This is a genomic window from Pseudomonas putida (assembly GCF_002741075.1).
GTDB lineage: Bacteria > Pseudomonadota > Gammaproteobacteria > Pseudomonadales > Pseudomonadaceae > Aquipseudomonas > Aquipseudomonas putida_T.
The window spans coordinates 353,051-375,228 of record NZ_CP016634.1; the positions used below are offsets into that span (position 1 = coordinate 353,051).

A 22,178-nucleotide genomic window follows, 5' to 3' on the forward strand; every position below is an offset into this window, starting at 1 on the left:
GCCTGCGGAAAGAGTCATGTTCCACTTCATTGCACTTCACCGTTATCTACGCGGTTGGCTGGTTTGCAGCACCTGCCTGATGCCTTTGCAGGCCTGGGCCGAACCTCAGGTTCCACCTAAGGTGGTGCGCCAGTTCGACGGGTTGCCGCGAGAGTTCGAGGCGCATTTTTTCGACGTGCCGCTGGCGGTACGCGTCGAACTGGATGGGCGTTACCTGGGGGATGCGATGGTCATCCTGACCCGCGACGAGCGCGTGCAACTGCTCGAGTTCACCGACACTCAGGAAAGCCGCGAATCGCCTGTGGTGCGGCGTCAATGGCAGGAGCGGCTGCAGGCTGGTCGCCTGCTCGGCGACTGCACCCGCAACTGCCCCGATGGGTTGCAGGCCATCCATTACAGCCTGGCCAACTCCCAGCTCTCCTTGGTCACGGCCAATGTCGAAAGCAACGCGCATCAACTGCGTTATCACACGATGCCCGAAGGCGGCAGCACGGGCTTGCTCGTGCGTAACCAACTTAACCTTGTCCATGATGGTGAGGACACCTCGGGCCGCGTCGCCTTCCAAGGCCAGGGCAGCCTGGGCAACTGGACCTCGGTCGCCGACGCCCAGGCCGACCGTGTCAGCCAGAGCCAGGTGGGCACCCGCTATCGCATGGACCAGCTGTATGCCGAGCGTCTGCTCGAACAGAATTTCTTCCGCCTGGGCTACTTCACCCCAGGCGCCCAGGGCTTGACGCGCCAGCCCACATTGCTGGGCGACGCCCCTGATACCACGCTTGGGTTGATGTTCGGCAGCAGCGACAGCCTGCTGATCGACAACGGCCAGCCCAGTTCCACACCGATCTACGTCACGCCCAACCGCCAGGGGATCGTCGAGATCTACCGCAACGGCGTGCTGATCAACAGCCAGCCGGTACAACCTGGCCTGCAGACCCTGGACACCCGCGTACTGCCCGGTGGCATCTATGAGGTGGAGGTGCGCCTGCTGGAGGACGGCCAGGAGACCTCGCGCACCGAAGCCTTCATCTACAAGCCTTCCAACTGGCGCAACCCAGAGAGCCGCTGGCGCTACAACGCCTACCTGGGGCAACAGACCAGCCTGCTGAACAACTGGGGCTATGAGCGCAAGGACAGCTTCGGGGCCGGCGTGATGAGCAACTACCTGCTGCATCCGCGTGCAGTGCTCGGCCTGTCCGCACAGCGTGTGGACGAGGCCATGCAGTACGGTACCTCGCTGGACTGGGATGTCCTTGAGCGGCTGAAACTCTATGGCAACGTCAATTACACCGAAAACCGTGGCACCGGCTATGACATGCAGCTCATCCAGTCCTACCCCCAGGGCTCGATGGTGCTCAGTCACAGTCAGTCATGGGTCGAGACTGGTCGTATCCACCGCGGCGAGGCGTCGCAGCAGGAGCAACGCAGTCAGTCGAGTCTGTCACTCAGCCATCGGGTCACCCAGCGCAGCAATGCGACCTTGCGTCTGTCTCACAGTTCTGGCTCGGCCAGCGGCACGGGTATCGACCTGGGCTGGGCGTTCTTCGGCAAGCTGTTGGGCTCCGACGCCAACTGGCGTCTTTCGGTGTTCGATCGGCCCGGTACCGCCAGCAGCGGCGATGCACGCAGTCGAGGCGTCAACCTGACCCTGAGCATGAACCTGGGCGGCCCTGGCAAGCGTATCGCCGCCAGCCTGGGCAGCCGCACCTCGCGTGATGGGCGCAGCGACCAGCACGGGTCGGTGTCCTATCAGCAGGATGTGGACGCCGGCCCTCTGCAGAGCCTGGGCGTCAGTACCACGGTCGATCGCTACGGCAGCGGTTTCGGCGGCAATGCCCAACTGCAGAGTGACAGCCTGTACGGGGATGCGTACGCGCAGACCTCGACGATCAACAACAAGCTCAGCGCCGGCCTGAACCTGCAGAGCGTTGCCGCCTTTGGTGGCGGCAAGATGGCCATGAGCGGCCAGTACCTGACACACGAAGCGGGCTTGATCGTGGATGTGGATTCCGATGTCGAGGGCCTGAAACTGCGCGCCGATGACCAGCAGGGCAGCAGCGCCACCTTGCGCCCAGGTCGCAACATCATCCCGGTCACGGCGTTCAAGTCAGGCCACGTGCAGTTCGATTTCAACGAGGAAGACGCTCCAGCGGCTGTCATCCAACCGTCGAGCCTCGACTATCACCTCAACCGTGGGGGCGTGGCGTACCGCCAGTTGCATGTGATGCGCACCGTCACCGTGCTTGGCAGGTTGCTCGACGAGAAAGGCCAGCCCATGCGTGGTGCGCATGTCATCAACCATGCCAGCCGCGGTGTCAGCGAAGCCGATGGGTTTTTCTCCGTGGAGATGAGTCATTCCACACCGACCTTGGAGATTCGCCAGGCCGGTGCGGTGAGTTGCCTGCTCAGCCTGCCGGTGAGCAGCCTGAAGCGCGAAGGGGATGTATTGCTGGCGGGCGACCAGGTGTGCCGCACCAGCAGTCTGGCCGATCGTGGCAACGCGCTAGCGGGTGATTCATGAGAAGCGGCCTGCGGCCTTGGGGCCGCAGGCCAAGGATGTGGTTACGAAACCGGAGGTTGAAAATGCATGGGTTCAAATCGCTGTGCCTGGCGCTGCTGTTGGCGCCCCTGGTGGCCAAGGCAGGCCCAGAGCTCAACGTCGGCGGGCTCTATGACTACCTGGACGACGGCAAGAGCACGCTGCTCAAACGTATCTACAACGGGGGGGATGCCACGGCCTTCGTCAAGGTCAGCGTCGCCGAACTGGTCTATGGGGCAGACGGTGTCCCGAAGGAAGTGGACCTCGAGCAACTGCCGCTCGAGCAGCGCGGCGTGATCGCCAGCCCCGCGCGGCTGATCGTGCCTGCGCGCGGCATGCAGGCGGTGCGCCTGTTGTATCGCGGCGAGCGTGACAAGGAGCGCTACTTCCGCCTGCGCTTCGTGCCTGTGCTGCCGGAGAAGAACGATGGCTTCGCCATCAGCGAGGCCGAGGCCAAGCAATACAGCGACACCCTCAAGGCCGGCGTTCAACTGCTGGCAGGCTATGGCACCTTGCTGTTCGTTCGCCCGCAGGGCGCGCACTTTCGCACGCCGATGCGCCGGGAAGGCGCGGACTTCGTGGTGGCCAACCAGGGCAACAGCACAGTGGTGCTGGACAACTTCCGGCATTGCGTTCGCAACGGCACCGAGTGCGTTGCAGGCACCAAGCATCACCTGTTGCCTGGCGTGACGCGCAAGTTTCCCGAGCAGCCAGGGCGCGAATATCGCTTCGAGTTGCTCGAAGGAGGGCAGCGCCAGGAACTGGCGTCCAAAGACTGAACAGCCTATTGCCCAAGCACGGTCACTAGGAGGGTGTGTTGATGTGGTGTTTGCCCAAGAGGGTGGGATTGGCAGTCGTGTTGCTCGCTCTTGTGTTGCCGTCGTGGGCCGAAGCGGCCGATGTCATGATCGGCGCGCGCTTTCGTACCGAGACGGGCAGCCAGTTCGTGCGCCACGGGTCGTCCAATGAATGGATTTGCAGTACTTGGTCAGAGCTGTGCAAAAGCGCATCGGAAAATGCGGTGGACCTGCCGATCAGCTACCGCAAAACGACACTCAAGGACAGGCTTGGTCGGCAGCAGTATTACGTCAAGGTCCCATCGGCCAGAAGCTTGCTGGTACGTCGTGACGGCGGTAGCGAGACCTTGAACCTGAGGTTCGAGGTCACGCACATCAGCCAGTACGCGATCGTGACCGGCGAAAGCCCTGTGAGCAACAACAGCCCTATCGCGACACGAGACGTGAAAGGGGCGTGTATCGTGGTGCGTGCACCGAGTCAGCCGGAGGGTTTGGGGGGCACCTTTCAATGGGCATTCTGGGGTGATGGCAAATATTGTTACAGCAGTAGTCAGCGAGGAGAGTCTGGCGACCTGAGAGTCTCGTTCGTCGACCGAACCGGAGTCGGTTACAAATTGAGTCTTCCTGTGCCTACCAATATCGTGTCTGGGGTGTACCGGGGCAGACTCGTGTTCACCATGGGAGGTCCGACTGCCGATTTCGATTTCGGTGAGGGCGTCCGGGACCTGGACAGCACTTTGACGATCGATTTCGAGATCGATTTGCGGCACGAGTTGAAGATCGACTTCCCGCCGGGGACGGATCGTGCCGTCCTGGAACCACCAGGTGGCTGGGGGGGATGGTCCGGTGGGCGGACGCCTGCGCAGATCACACGCGATCTGCCGTTTCGCCTGACCACCTCCGGCCCGCTGACGGTGTACTCATCCTGTTCCGAAAGTTTGCCAGGTAGCTCCGCCTGTATGATCAATAACGGCAAGGGGCACAGTGTACCGATCTGGGTGGAGATGACGCTTCCTTCCAAAGTGCAATTCGCCAATGGACCCGTGCAACGTTTGATCATCATTGCGGACCCGTTCCGTGCGCGGCGGTTGGTGCCGGTATCGGCTGTCTCCAATGAAAAAGGGACGCTGCACTTCAGCGTGCGAGAAGGGCATGTCAGCAGGATGCTTGATTATCCTGGCAGCACTTATAACGGTACGGTGACGCTGATCTTCGAGGCGCAGGTGCTATAGCGCCTAGCGCCCTGACACCGTTTCACCCTGTCGATTCGATGCACGGGGCGCGAAACCACTCAATGCGATGACTGCACCGCGCAGTGATCGCGTTTCCTCTTGCGTAAGTGTTTCCTTACAAGTTTTGTTGATTAGCCATCTACTTCGAGCTCGGCAATCTAACGATGATCTCAGCGGTGAATGCATTGGAGCGATCACGCTCAAGCGCATTCGAAGCGCCTGCCTGTTTAATGGCCGCACAGTGAACGGCGACATAGCGGGCAGACCAGTATCGTTCATGGTTGAGAATCAAGCGTAGTTATGTCCGGAACACAATCGAAGATCGGCAAGGTGCGCGTGCCACGCGTGCAAATTACCTACGACGTGGAAACAGGGGGCGCTGAACAAAGCAAAGAGTTGCCGCTGGTGATTGGTGCGGTAGGTGAGTTTGCAGAAGAAGCCCGCGATCTTCGCGAGCGCAGTTTCCTCCATATCGATAAAGACAACTTCAATGAAGTGATGGCCAGCCTGCGGCCGTCCGCGCACGTGAGCGTCGATAGCGTATTGCCCGGCAAAGAAGGGGTGATGGCGTTGGCCTTGACGTTCTCGGCCATGGAAGACTTCACGCCTGACCAGGTCGTGCAGAACGTTCCGGAGCTCAAGGCGCTGCTGCAAATGCGCAATGAACTGAGCGAGCTGCGCAATCGCGCCGCCAGCAACATCCAGCTGAAAGAGCGACTTGGCGCTGCGTTGGAGCAAGGGGGGCGTTCCGAAGTGCAGCCAAGCGACGATGGGGAAACGGCATGACGCAGGTTGCCCATCAAGAACAGCTCGCTCAGCCTGTCGCCACGCAATTGCTCGACGAGATCATCGATTCCACCAATGCGATTCGTCGCGAGTCCGATCGTGGCAAATTGCGCACGCAATTGACGCATTTCTTCCAGGAACTCGAGGCGGGCTCGGTCATGCTGTCCAGCGATCTGCTGGCAAGCCTTGAGGTGCGTATCGCCCAGATCGACCAGCTGCTTTCCGAACAGGTCAGTCTGATCATGCAGGCGCCCGCGTTCAGGCAGCGAGAGTCGGCTTGGTCGGGGCTGCACAAACTGGTTCATACCGGCGTGACGGAAAACGTGCGGGTGCGCATGTTGAACTGCACCAAGCGCGAACTGCTGAAGGACTTCAAGTCGGCGTCGGATTTCGATCAATCCGTCTTGTTCAAGGCCGTCTACGAAAGCGAATACGGCACCTACGGCGGAACGCCATTCTCTGCCTTCGTCGGGGACTTCGCATTCGACAACACCGCAGAAGATATCCAGTTGCTCGAGCAGATCTCGCATGTCGCGGCTGCGGCCCATGCGCCGTTCTTCAGTGCGGCGGCGCCAGGCATGTTCGCGATGAACAGTTACCGAGATATCGCTCAACCCCGCGATTTGGGCAAGCTGTTCGACACCACCGACTACGCGCGCTGGAACAGCTTCCGCCAGACGGACGATGCGCGCTATGTCGGCCTGACCCTGCCGCGTGTCATCGGTCGTTTGCCCTATGGCAGCAAAACGGTAACGGCCGAGACCTTCCAGTTCGAAGAGCGTCATCTGCAGGACAGCCCGGATGAAAGCTACTTGTGGGTCAACGCAGCGTACGAGTTGGCCGGTCGACTGGTCGAGGCGTTCGAGGAATATGGCTGGTGCGCCAATATCCGTGGCGTCGAAGGGGGCGGCCTGGTGCGCTCCCTGCCGGCTCATACCTACACCGCGCAAAGCGGCGAACGCTTGCTCCAATGCCCAACGGAAGTGGCCATTTCCGATCGCCGGGAGAAGGAACTTGCCGACCTGGGCTTCATTCCCCTGATCTACTGCAAGAACACCGATTTCGCCGCGTTCTTCGCAGTTTCCTCGGTCAACAAGCCGCGCAAGTACCTGTCGGACCATGCCAACGCCAATGCGCGCCTGTCCAGCCAGTTGCCCTACATCCTGACGACGTCCCGCTTTGCCCATTACCTGAAGGTCATCGTGCGCGACAAAGTGGGCAGTTTCATGTCTCGCGAACAATGCCAGGACTACCTGCAGGCCTGGATCGACCAGTACGTGCTGGCGTCCGATTCGGCATCGGCAGAATTCAAGGCGCGCCGGCCGCTGCGCGAAGCACGGGTAGAGGTGTCGGAAGTTGCAGGCGCTCCCGGTGTGTACCGCGCGGTGGCCTACCTGAAGCCGCATTACCAATTGGAAGGGCTCACGCTCTCGCTTCGTCTGGTGGCAGAGCTTCCTGCCTCGGCATCTTAATCAACCAACCACTGGAGCAGTACGATGAGTAAAACAGTCGCCGTGTACCTTGACGGGATTGGCGGTATGAACAAAGGCGATTTCAGTACCTGGGCAACGGCTCGAAATTTCCCTTCGCTGCATATGGTTCGTCGCATGCAGCGTACCGCCGATGGCAAGGCGCTGACCGTGAATGAAGCGCCGGAGTACTTCGATATTCCAATCCAACTGTCACTGTCCGACAACATGGCCGGTGATATTCATGATCATTTCATCAACAAGAAAGAAGCCATCAAGGAAGTGGTCATCGCCGCTGTCTCGGACCGCAACGACAAGAGTGCCAAGCCACTCACCCAGATCACCCTTACCAATGTCATCGTGCAGGACCTGAGCCTGGACACCGATGACACCTCGGGTGAATACGTCGCCGGCTTCGTGCTCGATTTCCAGGCCATCCAGACTCAATACGCCAATGGCATGCAGAAGAAGGACATCACCTGGGAAAAAGGCGTTCGTCAGGGCTGACGCACGTCCACGCTGAGGGAAACCGATGTGTCCTTGTTGTCTCGTTTGACCGAACACGACGCGTCGTCTGACGAAAAGGCATGGCTACATCAGTTGCTCAGTGAGCTGGAAATGGTGCTGCAGTCAAAGGCCGCAGCACCTGCCGGGCAAGGTGGCGAAGGCACCATCCTGCACTATGGCATCCAGCTGGAGCATATCGATGCCTTGCCCATCGCCCAGAAGCAGGAAGAAATCGGGCGGCGTTTGCTGCAGGCGATCCTGGCGTTCGAGCCGCGCATGCAGCAGGTGCGACTGATCGAGCAACAGCAATGCCCTGCGGGCATGACCTATTTGTTCGTTGCCGATGTCGGCGATGAAGACATTTCTTTTTCCATCGTCTGGAACGATGCCCTCGATAGCGCGGCTATCCGTCCTTAAGACGAAGAGACCCTATGCGTAACTTGATGTCTTATTTCCGCCAGGAGCTCCAGTTGCTCGCGCAACAGGGAAAGTATTTTTCCCGACGGTTTCCGGGTGTCGCCCAGGCATTGGGTATGTCGAAAGGCAACTTCGACGATCCGCATACCGCGCGGCTGATGGAGTCGTTTGCGCTGTTGACCGCGCAACTGCACCAGCGGCTGGACGAGGACGTACCGGAGATCGCCAACGGCGTGATGCAAAATCTTGCGCCACAACTGCTCAGGTCTTTTCCTTCGTCGTGCATCGTGCAGTTCCAACCGGATCCCCTGAAAGGGGGCATGACCCAGGTTCGGGACATCCCGGCAGGGTTCGAACTCCAGAGTAATCCCATCGATGGGCAGGCCTGTCGGTTCCTGACCCATTACCCCCTCCAGATCTGGCCGGCCCGCGTCGATGACGCGCGTCTTGCACAATCACACCTGGATGATACGTGGCAATTGCGTCTGTCAGTACAGACGTGGCCGGGAAGTGTCATTTGCGAAAAACACCTGCGCGTCTGGCTGCAGGGCAGCGAAGAGCTTGTCCATACCCTACTGGCCCAGTTGTGCACGCAGGTTCAGCGCATCACGGTACGCCATGCTGGTAAACGCTTCGATTTGCCGGTGCAGAACCTTCGTCACGTGGGGTTCGAGCAAGACGAGCTGTTGTTGCATAAGCAGGCGCGCACTGCGCCTACCCATAGTTTGATGCTTGACTTCGTGCAGTTCGCGCAACGCTTTCATTTCCTGGATCTGCCGTTGCCGCAGGAGGTGGCCTTTGTCGGGCCGCAACCTGTGGAATGGGAGATCACGTTCCGACGCAACTGGATGGCGCCTGCCTTGGCGGCGGTTGCGCCTTTGGTGGGGGCGGCCAATTTCCAGATCAACTGCGCGCCAGCGCTCAATCTGTTTTCGTGCCGCGCAGAGCCGATCACCTTGCAGTCGCAGGTCGACGAACATCCGGTGATCCCGGATATGAAAAACCAGAAAAGCGTGGTGTTCTGGGCCATGGAGTCGGTCAGGCTGCGCCAGGTCAAAGGCGATGAAGCGGTCACGACAACCCTTTCGCCACTGTTGGGCCTTGAGGGCTATCACGCCGATGCCGGGCAGGGTCTGCACTGGCAGCTCGTGCAGCGCGAACAATTGCGAAAGGACGGCGCTGGCATTGGCACGTTCATCGCCTTCTCCGACTGTCGTCCTTCGCCGCACCCCGAGCCTTCGGGCGTTGCGATGCTGGAAATCCTCTGCACTAACGGCGCACTGCCCACGGAAATGGCCAATGGGCATCCCGAGGGAGACTTCGTGGCACCGGCCGAGCTGCCGGGAATGACCATCAACGCCCTGACGCGCCCCTCGGCACCGGTGTATCCGCCACAGGGAACGGCCTCGGTCTGGCGGCTGATTTCGCAGCTGACCCTCAACCATCTGCTGCTCAGCGATAAAGAAGGCTGCCAGTACCTCAAGCACAGCCTGTCGCTGTACAACCTGAGCCATTGTCCGCGGTTTCGCCTGGCGATCGAGCTTGTGCGCGACCTCAAGATGACCTCGGTACACGAGCGCCTGATCGCCAGCGACCCCCATTCCACGGCGCGCGGGCTGTGCATAACGGTCAGCTTCGCCACCCAGGCCCGGACTTTTGGCTATTACACGCTGTTCTGCTGTTTTCTCGACCGTCTGCTGGGGCTGTATGCCCCGGTCAATGGCTTTTCACGCCTGACCACCTGCATCGAGGGGGTCGATCAGTCCCGCCAACAGTGGCCGGTTCGTGCGGGGAGGCTTTCGTGGCTGTAAGGCTCTCGGCTGCCAATCGGCATTTCTATCAATACGTCCGCCAACTGCTGCAGCGCATCGCCGCCGAACGGCCAGGCGGCAAGAGCGAGCTGCTGCAAGAGTCGCTTGAGATGGTTTCTCCGCTCTCGCTGGAAGCCTCGCCCACGCAAGTGAGCGATGCGCAGCGCGTGGAGGGCCGTTGGCGTATCACCGTGTGGCAGCGTGGCTTGGTGGGGGCAATGGGTGCGCTGCCGACGGCATACACCCAATGGCTGATCGATCGCTATTACACCCGTGGCGAGCGTGCGGCCAAGGCATTCCTGGATTTGTTCACGCACCGCTTGCAGGTGCTGCGTTTTCTTGTCTGGGAGAAAAGCCGGTGCTACGCGCGCGCCGAGCTGCGTGACGAAGTGCCACTGAGCACCGCCAGCCGAGCGTTGAGCGGTGTATTGAACAACCCCCGTGACGAGGCCTTGCTGTCGTACCGCTACGCGTCACTGCTGGCGCAGCCGGTTCGTTCACTCACGGTGCTCGAGTGCTGGATACAGCAGGTTTTCGACGTGCCGGTGATGATTCGCCCGTTCACCGGCAGTTGGCAGCCAGCCAGCGAACATACGTTGTCCCCGCTGGGGGAAATGACTTTGCCCCTGGGCCATGCGCCGATGCTGGGGCGAGTGCGTTGGGAGCCGCAAAGCCGTTTTACCCTCTCGATCGGTCCGGTGGGGTCTGTCCAGGCGCAGTGGTTCATGCCAGGGCGCGATCCATTGGCGCAGTTGCATCGGTGTCTGCAGTACTTCGTCGGCGCCGATCTCGGCTTCGATATCGAAATCATCATCCATGAACCGATGCCGTTGCCTGCCGTGTTGGGCAAGCGCCGCTTGGGCATGTGCGCTTGTCTTGGCGAAGGGCAGGTCGAGCGGCGCATCAAACTACCCCGGGAGCTAGTGACATGATCCTCACCAAACTGAGCCTCAGTTCACCCGCGCATGCACGTTGGGAAATCCATCAGGTCGAGGGGCGCGAAGCACTGTCCTCGTTGTTCGAGTACACGATGGCAATACGCACGCCCCCCGATGAGCCCGTCATCGAGGCGCTAGGGACCCTGCTGAGTTGTCGTATCGCATCCGGTGGAGTCGAACGCTTCATTCACGGCTATGTCAGCAGCGTCAGTCAGTGCGAGGAGCATCGGTGGCAGCTCAGTGTGGTTCCGCACTTGGCGGTGACCCGACAACGTCGCAATTTGCGTGTGTTCCAGAACATCAATGTGGTCGATTTGGTGGGGGTGGTCCTGGCCGAGTATGGGTTGTCCGCACAGACGACACAGTTGATAGGCGAGTATCCCGAGCAACCGTTCTGGTTGCAGTACCAGGAAACCGACTTCGATTTCATATCGCGTCTGCTCGAGCGTGCGGGCATTCACTATTTCTTCCGGCATACGCAGGATGCCCACCACCTGCTTTTGATTGACCATACCGGTGGCTGTGAACGCGCCAAGGGCCCTGCGTTGGTCTGGCAAGAAACCTGGCGCGATGCGGAGGTCAACAGTTTGCGCGCGGTGGTCGCCAGCCAATGGTCGCCCGCACCGCCCGGGGTGGTCGAGCCGGTGCATGGCTGGATAGACAGCGCGGCATTGCCAGTGCTGGACCCCAACGGGGAGCAATGGAAGCGTCGGGCGGACAGCGAAACAAAAGTGCGCACCGAAGAGGCCGAGTCCCGGGACATCCTGCATGCCGACGCACTGGCATTCTGGATGAGTGTGGGAGAGCGGGTCAGTCTGAGCAGAAACCCTGCGCACGACGGCGAATACTGCGTGGTGTCGATGGACATGTTCATCGACAACTGGTCTGCGAACGGTAAGGCCCAGCCGGCAAGGCTTGGTCTTCAGGCGAAAAGCCTCAAGCTGCGCCCACACTGGAAAACACCGGTTCCTGTCATTCCTGGCGTGATGATGGCAACGGTGGTGGGGCCTGCGTCCGAGGCGGTCAATGTCGATGAACATGGCCGCATCAAAGTGCGTTTTCACTGGGATGAAGCGCAGCGTCAAAGTGACTCGGCGTCGTGCTGGATCCGTGTGGCCCAGGGCTGGTCAGGGCCAGGATTCGGCGCGTTCTGCCTGCCCCGGGTGGGCACCGAGGTGTTGGTGAGCTTCATCCAGGGCAATCCCAACAGCCCAGTGGTGACGGGCTCGCTGTACAACGAACGCGATAGCTGGCCAGTGCCGCTGCCTGCGCAGAAGCTCAGCAGCGGCATTACCACGCGCAGCGAACCAGGCGGCGATACCCGTCACGGCCATCGCTTGGTTTTCGATGATCGAAAAGACGCGGAACTGATCGAGCTGCACTCGGAAAAGGACCTCTCGCTCAAAACCCGCCACGACTTGCTGGCCGAATTCTGCAATGCCGCACGGATCACGGTCGGTACAGGACGAAGCACACAGATCAAGGAAGGTGATGACCAGCTGGACCTGGGGCAGGGGAGCTATCGCTTCACGGCCACAGGCGACTGTATCCAGGAGTTCGATGGCCAGCACCGGATCAAAAGCCGCACGGCAGGTAGCACCATCAGTGCGGCCAAGGCCTGCCTGATCGAGTCCAACGAAAAAGTGGTCATCAAGGTCGGCGGCAGCGAAATCAGCATCAGCCCTACCGGGATCTCCCTCAAAGCCCTGCAGATCACCCTCAAGAGTGACGCGCTGACGGTCATCGATGGCGGCCTGATCAAAATTGGATAACGAGAGCACACCATGAGCCAGCCTGCGGCACGTCTGGGCGATATGCACGTTTGTCCGGCCGCCGACCCTATCCCTCATGTCGGCGGGCCCATCACCGGCCCCGGCACCCCGAAAGTGCTGATCGGCGGGATGCCGGCGGCGGTCGTCGGCGACCTGCTGACCTGCACCGGCCCCGCGGACACCATCGTCAAGGGCAGTTCCAAAGTGTTGATCGGCGGCAAGCCTGCCGCGCGCATGGGGGATGTGTGCGCGCATGGGGGCAGCATCGCCGTGGGATACCCGAAAGTTCTGATTGGATAACGACCCAGATGAGTGAAGAACGTAGCGCGCGGATTCAGGCGCTGATGGCACCGATCGAGACCGAAGCCCCGGCGGGGCATGACATCGAGTACGACACCCTCTATGAGCAGATTCGCCAGGCGCGCGAACACGAGGACGTGGTGGCCGAGGACGAGTGGGCCTGTGAGGTCAAGGTCGCTGACTGGCAGCGAGTCATATCCCTCGGGGAGGCCGTGCTCAGGGAGCACTCCAAGCATTTTCAGATCGCTTGCTGGCTGTCTCAGGCTTGGATGCAAAAGCAAGGGCTGACCGGGTTGGCCCAGGGGCTGGAGCTGCTCGAAGGTATGGTGCGCCAGTGGTGGGCGGACGGCTTTCCAGCTTTGGAGGCGGACGGCGAGCCTTATCGCCTGGCGATGTTCGGTCGACTGGATCGAGACATCGGTCAATGGCTGCTTACCCACGCGATGACGGGGGCGCCGCAGTGCTCGCTGGCTTGGTGGCAGCAGGTGCTTCGTCATGAGCACGCCAAGCGCAGCGACGAGGGGAGCCCGACGGACGAATACAGCCTGGAGCAGTTCCGTCTCAGGGTGGTGCAGGCCCTGGATTCTGCGCAACTGCGCACGTTCCTTGAGCAGGTCAGGCACTGCCGCAGCCTGCTGCAGCCGTTCGCGCATGCGTTGTCCGCGGTCACAGGCAGCAGCGGTACAGGCGTGATGGCCAAAACACTGGAAGGGCTCGATGACTGGGAGGCTTTTCTGTCGCGGATGCTGGAGTGGTTGTCACCCCCAGGCGACAGCGATGAAGAGGTGTTGCTGCCGTCACCCGACCGCGTGGGCGAACGTCCAGCGCAGAGCGCGCAGTCACGTGAAGCCGCGATCCGCCAGATGCAGGACATTGCCCGGTATTTCCGTCAGCACGAGCCCTCCAGCCCTGTGCCGATGCTGATGGACCGGGCAGTGCGTTGGGCGAGCATGCCGCTGCAGCAGTGGTTGGCGGAGATGGTGCGCGATGAAAACTGCCTGAGGGAAATCAATCTTGTCCTGGAGGGCCCGCAAGCATGATGCGTCCAATCCGATGGCTTGTGCTGCTGGGCGCAGCCTGCCTGTCGAGTGCGTGTTCGTTGAACGAGGCGCAGCGCCAGAAGCTTTTACAGGAGTCGCCGCCTTGGTATGCGGAGGCTGGCATCGTGGTCAATGTGAAGACCGAGCCGACACTCAATGCATGGAAGGGGTTGGCCAACTCGGTATCGCTGTTGATCCTGCAAGCGCGTGACAAACACACGCTGAACACGCTTGTCGCATCAGAGCAGCCTATTCGCGCGCTGTTCAGCGGTGCGGCGCTGCCGCCGGAGATTCTTGCGATCGACCGCTTCACGGCCTTACCTGGCCAGCAGGCCACTCTGCACGTGAACCGTGTGGAGAATGCTCGGTACGTCGCGGTGATCGCTGGCTACTATCCAGTGCCTGGTGCCCAGCAAGCGGCCGTCGTGGCTGTGCCGGTCGAAATCAAGCGCAGTTGGTTCGGTTGGAAGGTCGCGATCGAGACGCTGCGTTTCTCGACGCTGTGGGGGGAACGCGCGCTGGTGAAGCTTGAGGGCGCGCAGAACCTGCTCCCGGCTTCCTCGGATCGACAGGAGGATGAGCAATGATCCAGGCACAGCTACCCGTCTACTGGTACTCGGGGCTCTACCTGCAACCGCAGCATTTCCAGTCGATGGATCTTCATCAAAGCTGGCAGCATGCGCAGCACTGGCGCCATGGCAAGCCGTGGCAGTCTGGGATCGTCAAGGCCCAGGTCAACCCGCACAGCCTGCTCGACTTCACGCTGGAATTCCACGCATTGGAAGTGGTGACAGCCGTCGGTGAGTACCTTGCGTTCCCGGGCAATTGTCACCTGCAAAAACGCTGTTTTCGCGAGGCCTGGAAGCAGCGTGACCGGCCTTTCACCATTTGGGGTGCCCTGCGGCGGTTGGACCCGCAGCAACAGAATGTCACCGTGCTGGAGCATGACCGTGAGCAGCCATTGACGCGCTGGGTCACGGCGACGCCCGAGCACACCATGCGTGATCTTTATCACCAGGGCCCGGAAGTCGAAGTGCCGCGTGTCCTTCACAGCCTGCGCCTACTCTGGGATGACGAGCGCGAGGAGGCGTTGAGCGACCATTGCTTCCCGTTGCTGCGTGTGCGCATGCGCGATCATGAAGTGGTGGTCGATGAAACCTACGCGCCACCGGGCATTGTCTTGGACAGTTCCGAGGCCTTGCGCTCGAAGCTCGAACAGATCTTTTTCGAACTGACCCAGCGTACGCAGGGCTTGGCGGAACTCAAGCATTCGCTAGGCCGACTCACCAGCGATGTCAGCAATGAGTCCTTCGTGCTGACCTTGGTCATGCGTTCGCTCAATCGTGCGCTGCCGATATTAAAGGCCTACCTGGGCGCGCCGGGCGTCCATCCTTGGCAGGCGCACTTGCTGTTGGTCCAGTTGGTTGGCGAACTCTCCACGTTCAACGACGACTGCAACCATTTGGGTCAGTGGCAGCAGGAGGCGTCGGCTGCGCTGCAGTATGACCACGACCGCCTGTTTGAAAGTTTCGATCAGATCCAGCGAGTCCTGTACAGGTTGCTCAACAGTATTGCGCTGGAAAAAAACACCTATCGCACTTTCGAGCAAGACGATCGCGGTATCTATCAAAGCCGCCTCGACCGGCAAATGATCACTCAGGCCAAGTGCTTGTACATGAAGTTGCAAAGCCGCGCGTTCATTGACAACGACGCCGTCGTTCAAGGGCTGGATACAGCCAAACTTGCTGACCCTCAACGCATGGAATCGTTGATTCAACATGCGTTGTCAGGTGTTTCGCTACACAGATGCCAGAAAACCCCTATGGAGCTGCCCAGGCGTGAAGACACATGCTATCTGGAAATTGATACCCGTGATCCTAATTGGGTAGTGGCGGAACAGGTTCAGAAACTTAGTTTCTTCTGGGCGCAGGCACCAGATGATTTGAACGTTCAGCTGGTCTATGCAGGGCGAATTGATGCAGGTCGTTGAGTGTTACCTTCCGTTGATCCGGTTTATTGCCAGTACAACCCCTGATGAAACACGGGGCTTCGCTGCCTTTCGTGAGCAGGTGGAGCGCTATTTGGCCGAGGCCACCCAGGCGAGCGCCAAGGTTGTCGACAAGGAGGATCTGCACGCCTCGCGCTTTGCCATCATGTCGTGGATCGATGAATGGGTGCTGCGTTCGGCATTGGCATTGCGTCATGAATGGCGCGACCGTTTGCTGCAGTCCGAACACTATCAAACCGTCGTGGGCGGGGAGGCTTTCTTTGCCAGGCTGGACGCCCTGGATGCACACAATCGCCAGGTGCGCATGGTTTACCTGACCTGCCTGTTGCTCGGTTTTCAAGGCCAGTATCGCCATCTTGAACCTGAACAACTGCAAGCCCGTATCGCAGCGACCCGCCAAGCACTGCCGCGCGCCTGGCAGCCCGAGCGCAGTGGGGCAGAAATAACACCCGACGACAGACCAGGTAAAGACCGCCAACGTCGGCGACTTTGCATATGGCGTTATCGTTTTCCTCTGGCCCTCACAGCCTTGTGGGCGATGGTTTCTGTTGGATTGTTGTTCTCTTTCTTATAGTCAAACATGAAAAAGATACTTTCATCATCAGGCTGGCTCTTACTGGCTGGTCTGCTCTTTGTGCTGTGCGCGTTAGTTGCATTGGCGCGAGAAGGCTCGCTGTTTACTGCCTTGTTTCTGTGGGCCGGCGTCCTGTTGGTTATTTTGCTGTTTCGCCTGTTGATGGTCGCGTCGGGCGAACTCCGAGGGCATCCGCGTACGCATCAGTTCCTGGCACGTTTTCAGGTTTCGCGAAAGATTTACGTACTACGTGAGCATTGGCGAAGCGGGGCGCGCACACTGAAGCGTTTGAACCGCTTTGGTCGCGAAATGCCCTGGTTTGTATTCGTGGGAGGGCGCGATGGAAAGACGACGCTGCTCGACAGTGCACAGCTACCTGTCTTGTCCCAGCTGGATACGCGCGAACGGATCCTCCCGACCCGGACACTGAAATGGTGGTTCTTCAAACCATTGTGCGTGCTGGATGTCGGCAGTCATTTCTCCACGGGCAATGCCACAGCACTGCGCAGTTGGACGCGCCTGGTTCAATGGAGCAAGCAGGTCCGTCCCCCCGCGGGTGTGCTCGTCTCGATCAGTTGCGCGGCGCTGCAGACGCGCTCCCCTGCGCAACTGCATGAACATGGGCGTCGCCTGCGTGAGCAGCTCGAACAGCTGATAAAAGCCTGTGGCCGGGGGCTGCCGATTCATGTCGTCGTCACCGGGATCGATGCCTTGCCAGGCTTCGAAGCCTGGCAGCGTACCCTGACAGACGAGCAGCGCGAACACGCTTTGGGCTACCAATGGGGGCGTCCGCCGGTCGTTGATCGAAACACACCCTTTCTCGAACCACTGTTCGACACGCTGTGCGAGGGGCTGCTGTCTCAGTGCCTGAGCACGCTGGATGCCACGCCACCTGACACGGCCACCGCGCAGCGCCTGGGTTTTCCCGAGCGGGTGCAGGCACTCAAGCCCGGCCTGCTGCGTTTTGTGGTCGCGCTCTGCGAACCTGACCCTTACCACGCCACGGGCGCACTCAAAGGTGTGTGGTTGACGGCCGCACCCGCCATGGCCCAGGCAGGGGAAAAGCGCCAGGGGCATTTTGTTGCAGAGTTGTTGAGCCAACGCCTGCTGCAGGCTGCGCAATCGCAAGCAGGGGAGCGGTATATGCGCTACCCAGGCATGCGCAGGGTGTCGCTGGCCACGGTAGTGTTCGCCTTGGCGATCGGCGCGCTGCTGTGGAGCGGCTGGAAGACCTATCGCCTGTATGACGAACCTCCCGCTTCAGGAATGGCAGTCAATGTAGTCCGGCTGGCGCAATTGGACGCCGGTTTCGCCCAGCCGACGATGCATGTGCCTTATCTGCCGTTGATGAGCTATTGGCAGGCACGGCTCGAGCGTCAGTTGCTCGAGGCGGGAGGGTGGCGCGAAAGCGATTACCCGGCGCGCCAGGCTCAATGGCAGCAGCAGTTCGCAGAATCCGATGCCGCGCAAAAACGTCAAATGATCTTGCAACTGAGCGCGGCCGTGCTGTTGCAGGAGGCGATGCTCGATCAACAGCCATTGTCGGAGCTCGCCCCCCTGCATGGGGGGGTTAACACGTTCTACCCACTGGTGTTCGAGAAAGCACTCAGCCCAAAGGAAGTGCTGTTGATCACCCGGGCCTGGGGGCGGCGCCACCCTGATCGTCTGCCGTTGGCCGAGCAGCGCGCGCTGCTGTTGTCGTGGGTCGCGCAGGACTCCGACTGGACGTGGCTTTTGCAAGGGCGCGAGAAGTTGTCGGCATTACGGTCTGCCCCTTTCTGGCCCCGTTGGCCCGTGCAGACCGAGCTGTCCGGCCTCTGGTTGCAGGCAGGCGAGCAGACAGTGCAAGAAGAAGTCGCGTTGGTCTCCCGTGCCTTGCGCAGCACCGATCAGCAGCCGTTTCAGGGCTTCTGGAAAACCTGGCATCAGCGTCGGCAAGAGGCTTGGTTGGCGTTTATCGGCGATACGATCGCACAGGCCCATGAGCACGCAGAACACCCCCTTGCCAGCGATGAAAGTGTTGCATTGCTCAACGGCCAGGATCCGGCGAGCCGCTTTATCGCGCGTATCGTATCGGAGCTGACGACCATCCCGAGCGCTGAAAGCCAGGCTTGGCTGAATGAAATGCGTCGGGTGTCGCACCTGCAAGCTCAGCCGGCCACCCTGCAGGATCAGTTGTTCGTCTGGGAGAAAGGCGCGCGCGGCTGGTTCTATCGTCAGTTTGGCAGCGCCCGTAGCCAGGCCTATGCCAGCCAGCAGGACCGCCAGGTGTGGCAAGCATGGAGGGAGAGCCTTGGCGCGGCGGTGAACATGACATTGCGGCCTGCGGACTTGGCCAAGACGGCGCACGGGTTGTTCGTTCATTCGACAAGCGAGGGGCAATCGGGCTCCAACCCATTGGAGGCGTTGCAGGCAGCCTTTACCCAGCTCGAGAAGCAAATGGCGTTGTCGGCCCAGGGGCAAGGCAGTGGCACCGTCTGGGAACTGTTGCGCACACAGGTTGACGCGCTGACTGCCAATGCCGTTTCGGTCGTTGCCTGCGAACTGGAAGCGCAATGGCAAAACCAAGTTCTGCAACCTTTGAATGACCCGCGATTCAAGCACAACGGCCGTCGCCAGGAAGACATGGCCTGGCAGTTGTTCCAGCGCTTCTTGAACGACAAGGCGCTGAGTTATCTGACACCCGGTCAATCAGGGCTTTCCCCGAAATACTGGCAAGCCAGTGCGATCCCGTTCACGGCTGAATTTCTCCAGGTACTCAACAGTGCGACTTCGCCGCAGGACCTGGAGCGTATGCCGCTGCGTGAACAAACACGTAGGCAGGATGAGCTGACAGCGCTGCAAGCGGAGTTGGCCAGCCTGAAGGACGTTGGAGCGACGATGAGCGAGGAATGGCTCGAAACCCACGTCATCACCCAACCAGCCACGGTCCCCGGGGGGGCGGCGCTGATGCCGAGCGGTACGAAGCTCGGCCTGTCCTGCGGCAAGCTGACCACAACCCTCACAAGCGCGAACCTGCGTGAAGAGCGCGTGTTTCGCTGGGCCCCTGGCCAATGCCAGGGCGTGAGCCTGTCGGTGATGTTTCCGCAAGGCGAATTGAAGCGCCAGTGGCTTGGGGACGATGCCTGGCCGCGGTTCTTGCAGGCATTTGCAAGTGGCGAGCAGCGCTTCGCGCTGGGGGCGTTCGAGTCAGCCGACCCGTCGGTGTTCTCGCTGCAAGGCGTCAACGAGGTTCTCGTGCGTTTTTCCTTGAAAGGGCATGAAAACACCCAGGAGCGCTGGCGGGCCTGGCACCGGGTGGCACAGGCCATGACCCCGGTAAGGGGGCGGATTTCGGCTTTGCAGAAAGCGGCACAACAGCACGGCAATTATTTCACTGGCAACTTGACGGCGCTTCCCGTCAGCGCGGTCCAGTGTCCACGTTAAGGGCTACGGTTTATGCAGAACACATTGAAATCACGGGTGGCTTCGCTATCGATCGAGGCGCGCAAGGCCTTGGATGAGGCGGCCTTGCATGCTAGCGAGGCCGGGCATTTCGAGGTCACCTGTGATCATTTTCTGTTCGCGCTGATTCGTCAGCAGCCTGACTTGGCTGAAGGACTTTCGCGCCACTGCGGTTTGGATACCCAGGCGCTGCAAGCCGAACTGAAACGGCGATTGAAGGATCAGCCTGGCGGTAATGCCCAGAGCGTGGTGTTTTCCGAGTCGGTGGTCGGTGTATTGGAGGACGCCTGGGAGCGGGCTTTCATGCAATGGGGACACTCATCGATTGGCGTGGCGTGTTGCTGGGCCTCATGGTTGGAACAGGGGCGGGCACGGCACCAGGAAATCGCCTCCCTGCAGGCCTGGCTTGCCTGCGATGTGTCCTTGGCGGCTGCATGGCTGCGGGCCCAAGGCCAGGCGCAGCAGGCATCTGAGCGGGAAGGTGGCGCCCTGGAAGCGTACGGCCACAACCTGACCCAGCAAGCCCGCGAGCAGCGCCTCGATCCTGTCATCGGGCGTGAAAAGGAAATTCGCCAAGTCATCGATGTCTTGCTGCGTCGTCGCCAGAACAACCCGCTGCTGGTCGGTGAACCTGGCGTGGGAAAGACTGCCCTGGTCGAAGGGGTCGCACAGCGTATCGTGGCCGGCGATGTGCCCCAAATGCTGAAGAACTGCGAAGTCTACAGCGTAGACCTGGGGCTGCTGCTGGCAGGGGCGAGCGTCAAAGGCGAGTTCGAGAAGCGCCTGCAGAGCATTGTGGACGAAGCGGCGGCCTCGCCTGTGCCGGTGGTGCTGTTCATTGACGAAGCGCATCGACTGCAGGGCGCAGGCGGCATGGCCGGGCAGAACGATGCGGCCAACATGCTCAAGCCGGCGCTCTCCCGAGGCCAGTTCCAAGTCATCGCCGCGACCACCTGGGCCGAGTACAAGAGCATCTTCGAGAAAGATGCAGCGCTGGCACGCCGTTTCCAGTCGATCAAGGTCGAGCCACCCAGCGAGGCGGTGGCCATTGCGATGCTGCGTCATGTCGCGCCCCTGCTGGAACAGCACCATGGGGTCACCATTCGCCATGAAGCGATCGAAGCGGCCGTGCGGTTATCGACGCGCTACATCATCGACCGTCAGTTGCCCGACAAGTCCCTGGCATTGCTGGATACCGCGTGTGCCCGCGTCGCGCTCTCCCAGACCCATGTTCCAGAGGCTCTGGAAGACCTGGATGCCCAGCTGGCCAGCCTGGACAGCCATCGGGCGTGGTTGGTGCGCGAGGCGCATGATGCTCGGTTGCTGGAGGAGGTGAGCCGCACGCAAGGGCAGCTCCAGCGAGCGCGGCACGATGTATGCGCCCAGTGGCAGCAGCAGCGAGCCTGGGTACAGGAAGTGCTCGCAGGGCCGCCCGTCAGCGATGTCGCCAGCCAATCCCTGGCCAAGGCGCATGAGCACGAGGTGATGGTCCATGCCTGCGTCGATGCGACGTGTGTGGCGCACGTGCTGTCGGGTTGGACCGGGATCCCGCTCGGCAAGCTCAGGGAGCGTACGCAGGTTAGTGAAGAGACACTGCTGGCCCAGTTGCAAAGCCATGTGGTGGGCCAAGAAGCGGCGCTGAAGGCACTGGCACGCAAACTCTTCATCATTCGCGCAGGGCTGCAGGCGCCGGACAAGCCGGCTGGGGTGTTCATGCTGGCCGGTCCCTCGGGAGTGGGTAAGACCGAAACGGCATTGGCCTTGGCGCAGGTTTATGGCTCTGGGCCGCAAAGCCTGATCACCCTGAACATGTCCGAGTACCAAGAGGCGCACACAGTCTCCGCGCTCAAAGGTGCACCGGCAGGCTACGTGGGCTATGGCAAAGGCGGAAAGTTGACCGAAGCGGTCAGAAAGCAACCGCACTGCGTCCTGTTGCTGGACGAGTTCGAAAAAGCCCATCCCGACGTACGCGAGATGTTCTACCAAGTCTTGGATAAAGGCTGGATGGAAGATGCGGAAGGTCAGCGCGTAAGTTTTCATGATGCCTGGGTGGTCATGACCACCAATGTGGGTTCGCACCTGCTGAGCAATCAGCACGCTAAAAGCACTTCGGGCAGTGACCTGTTGCCGGCTGTGCGCCAAGCGTGCTCGGCCGTGTTTAAAGCGGCCTTCATGGGACGTGTGAACTTGCTGGTTTACAGAGCGCTTTGTGGTCATGAGTTGACGGCGATTACCCAACTCAAGCTGAACAACGTCGTCCAACGCCTCGAGGCTGCATCCGGTGGTGATGTGCGAGTGGTCATCCAGCCCTCCGTCGTAAAAGCCATTTCCCAGGCCTGCCAAGTGAATGAGATTGGGGCGCGAGAAATCGATGGGTTGATCGATGAGCATGTGCTACCGGACGTGGCGCGCGCACTGCTCAATAAGCAGGGAAGGCGTGGTGTGCTGACGTTGTCTTTCTCAAAGCAGCACTATCGATGTCAATGGAAAAGCAGTGGCTGCAATGGGCACTGATGGAGGCATGTCGATCAGGGGGAATGGAGTGGG

At 60.6% G+C, this 22,178-nt stretch carries 17 protein-coding genes; all 17 read left to right on the top strand.

Annotation, left to right across the window (positions count from 1 at the left end):
* Positions 1 to 16: 16 nt before the first annotated feature.
* The 17 genes from IEC33019_RS01955 (at position 17) to tssH (ending at position 22,145) form a co-directional block, all read left to right on the top strand.
* Positions 17 to 2,518, top strand: coding sequence for a TcfC E-set like domain-containing protein (locus IEC33019_RS01955; RefSeq protein ID WP_070091666.1), 2,502 nt, complete (start codon positions 17 to 19; stop codon positions 2,516 to 2,518).
* A 62-nt stretch (positions 2,519 to 2,580) separates the two neighbouring features.
* A complete protein-coding gene (locus tag IEC33019_RS01960; protein ID WP_070091665.1) occupies positions 2,581 to 3,315 on the top strand; it encodes a pilus assembly protein in 735 nt (244 codons plus the stop codon).
* A 68-nt stretch (positions 3,316 to 3,383) separates the two neighbouring features.
* Entirely contained in the window at positions 3,384 to 4,565 is a 1,182-nt protein-coding gene (locus IEC33019_RS01965) for a hypothetical protein (RefSeq protein ID WP_139139869.1), read from the top strand.
* Between the two features lie 300 nt (positions 4,566 to 4,865).
* Complete coding sequence (tssB, locus tag IEC33019_RS01970) at positions 4,866 to 5,351, top strand: type VI secretion system contractile sheath small subunit (RefSeq protein ID WP_070091664.1); 486 nt, start codon at positions 4,866 to 4,868, stop codon at positions 5,349 to 5,351.
* Positions 5,348 to 6,823 carry a type VI secretion system contractile sheath large subunit gene (gene tssC / locus IEC33019_RS01975; protein ID WP_070091663.1) on the top strand — a complete coding sequence of 492 codons (1,476 nt, stop codon included), beginning with the start codon at positions 5,348 to 5,350 and terminating at the stop codon, positions 6,821 to 6,823. Before tssB ends, tssC begins: the two co-directional genes overlap by 4 nt.
* Before the next feature lie 24 nt (positions 6,824 to 6,847).
* Complete coding sequence (locus tag IEC33019_RS01980) at positions 6,848 to 7,327, top strand: hypothetical protein (RefSeq protein ID WP_070091662.1); 480 nt, start codon at positions 6,848 to 6,850, stop codon at positions 7,325 to 7,327.
* A 27-nt stretch (positions 7,328 to 7,354) separates the two neighbouring features.
* Positions 7,355 to 7,744 carry a hypothetical protein gene (locus tag IEC33019_RS01985; protein WP_070091661.1) on the top strand — a complete coding sequence of 130 codons (390 nt, stop codon included), beginning with the start codon at positions 7,355 to 7,357 and terminating at the stop codon, positions 7,742 to 7,744.
* Between the two features lie 14 nt (positions 7,745 to 7,758).
* Entirely contained in the window at positions 7,759 to 9,555 is a 1,797-nt protein-coding gene (gene tssF / locus IEC33019_RS01990) for a type VI secretion system baseplate subunit TssF (RefSeq protein ID WP_070091660.1), read from the top strand.
* On the top strand, positions 9,546 to 10,487 hold the full coding sequence (tssG, locus tag IEC33019_RS01995; RefSeq protein ID WP_070091659.1) for a type VI secretion system baseplate subunit TssG: 942 nt from the start codon (positions 9,546 to 9,548) through the stop codon (positions 10,485 to 10,487). The genes tssF and tssG overlap by 10 nt, the downstream gene beginning before the upstream one ends.
* The gene (locus IEC33019_RS02000) at positions 10,484 to 12,265 is read left to right on the top strand and encodes a type VI secretion system Vgr family protein (protein WP_070091658.1); all 1,782 of its coding nucleotides are present in this window, start codon (positions 10,484 to 10,486) and stop codon (positions 12,263 to 12,265) included. Before tssG ends, IEC33019_RS02000 begins: the two co-directional genes overlap by 4 nt.
* A gap of 12 nt (positions 12,266 to 12,277) precedes the next feature.
* On the top strand, positions 12,278 to 12,565 hold the full coding sequence (locus tag IEC33019_RS02005) for a PAAR domain-containing protein (RefSeq protein ID WP_070091657.1): 288 nt from the start codon (positions 12,278 to 12,280) through the stop codon (positions 12,563 to 12,565).
* 8 nt (positions 12,566 to 12,573) lie between these two features.
* Positions 12,574 to 13,605 (top strand): type VI secretion system protein TssA, encoded by a 1,032-nt coding sequence (tssA, locus tag IEC33019_RS02010; RefSeq protein WP_099592812.1) that lies wholly within the window; start codon positions 12,574 to 12,576, stop codon positions 13,603 to 13,605.
* Complete coding sequence (locus tag IEC33019_RS02015; protein ID WP_070091655.1) at positions 13,602 to 14,192, top strand: type VI secretion lipoprotein TssJ; 591 nt, start codon at positions 13,602 to 13,604, stop codon at positions 14,190 to 14,192. The genes tssA and IEC33019_RS02015 overlap by 4 nt, the downstream gene beginning before the upstream one ends.
* Positions 14,189 to 15,595, top strand: coding sequence for a type VI secretion system baseplate subunit TssK (tssK, locus tag IEC33019_RS02020; RefSeq protein WP_070091654.1), 1,407 nt, complete (start codon positions 14,189 to 14,191; stop codon positions 15,593 to 15,595). Before IEC33019_RS02015 ends, tssK begins: the two co-directional genes overlap by 4 nt.
* Positions 15,582 to 16,187 carry a DotU family type IV/VI secretion system protein gene (locus IEC33019_RS02025; RefSeq protein ID WP_157765862.1) on the top strand — a complete coding sequence of 202 codons (606 nt, stop codon included), beginning with the start codon at positions 15,582 to 15,584 and terminating at the stop codon, positions 16,185 to 16,187. The genes tssK and IEC33019_RS02025 overlap by 14 nt, the downstream gene beginning before the upstream one ends.
* Before the next feature lie 6 nt (positions 16,188 to 16,193).
* Positions 16,194 to 19,613: a type VI secretion system protein gene (locus IEC33019_RS02030; protein WP_081337414.1), complete on the top strand. Its 3,420-nt coding sequence runs from the start codon at positions 16,194 to 16,196 to the stop codon at positions 19,611 to 19,613.
* 12 nt (positions 19,614 to 19,625) lie between these two features.
* Positions 19,626 to 22,145 carry a type VI secretion system ATPase TssH gene (tssH, locus tag IEC33019_RS02035; protein ID WP_070091651.1) on the top strand — a complete coding sequence of 840 codons (2,520 nt, stop codon included), beginning with the start codon at positions 19,626 to 19,628 and terminating at the stop codon, positions 22,143 to 22,145.
* Positions 22,146 to 22,178: the final 33 nt, after the last annotated feature.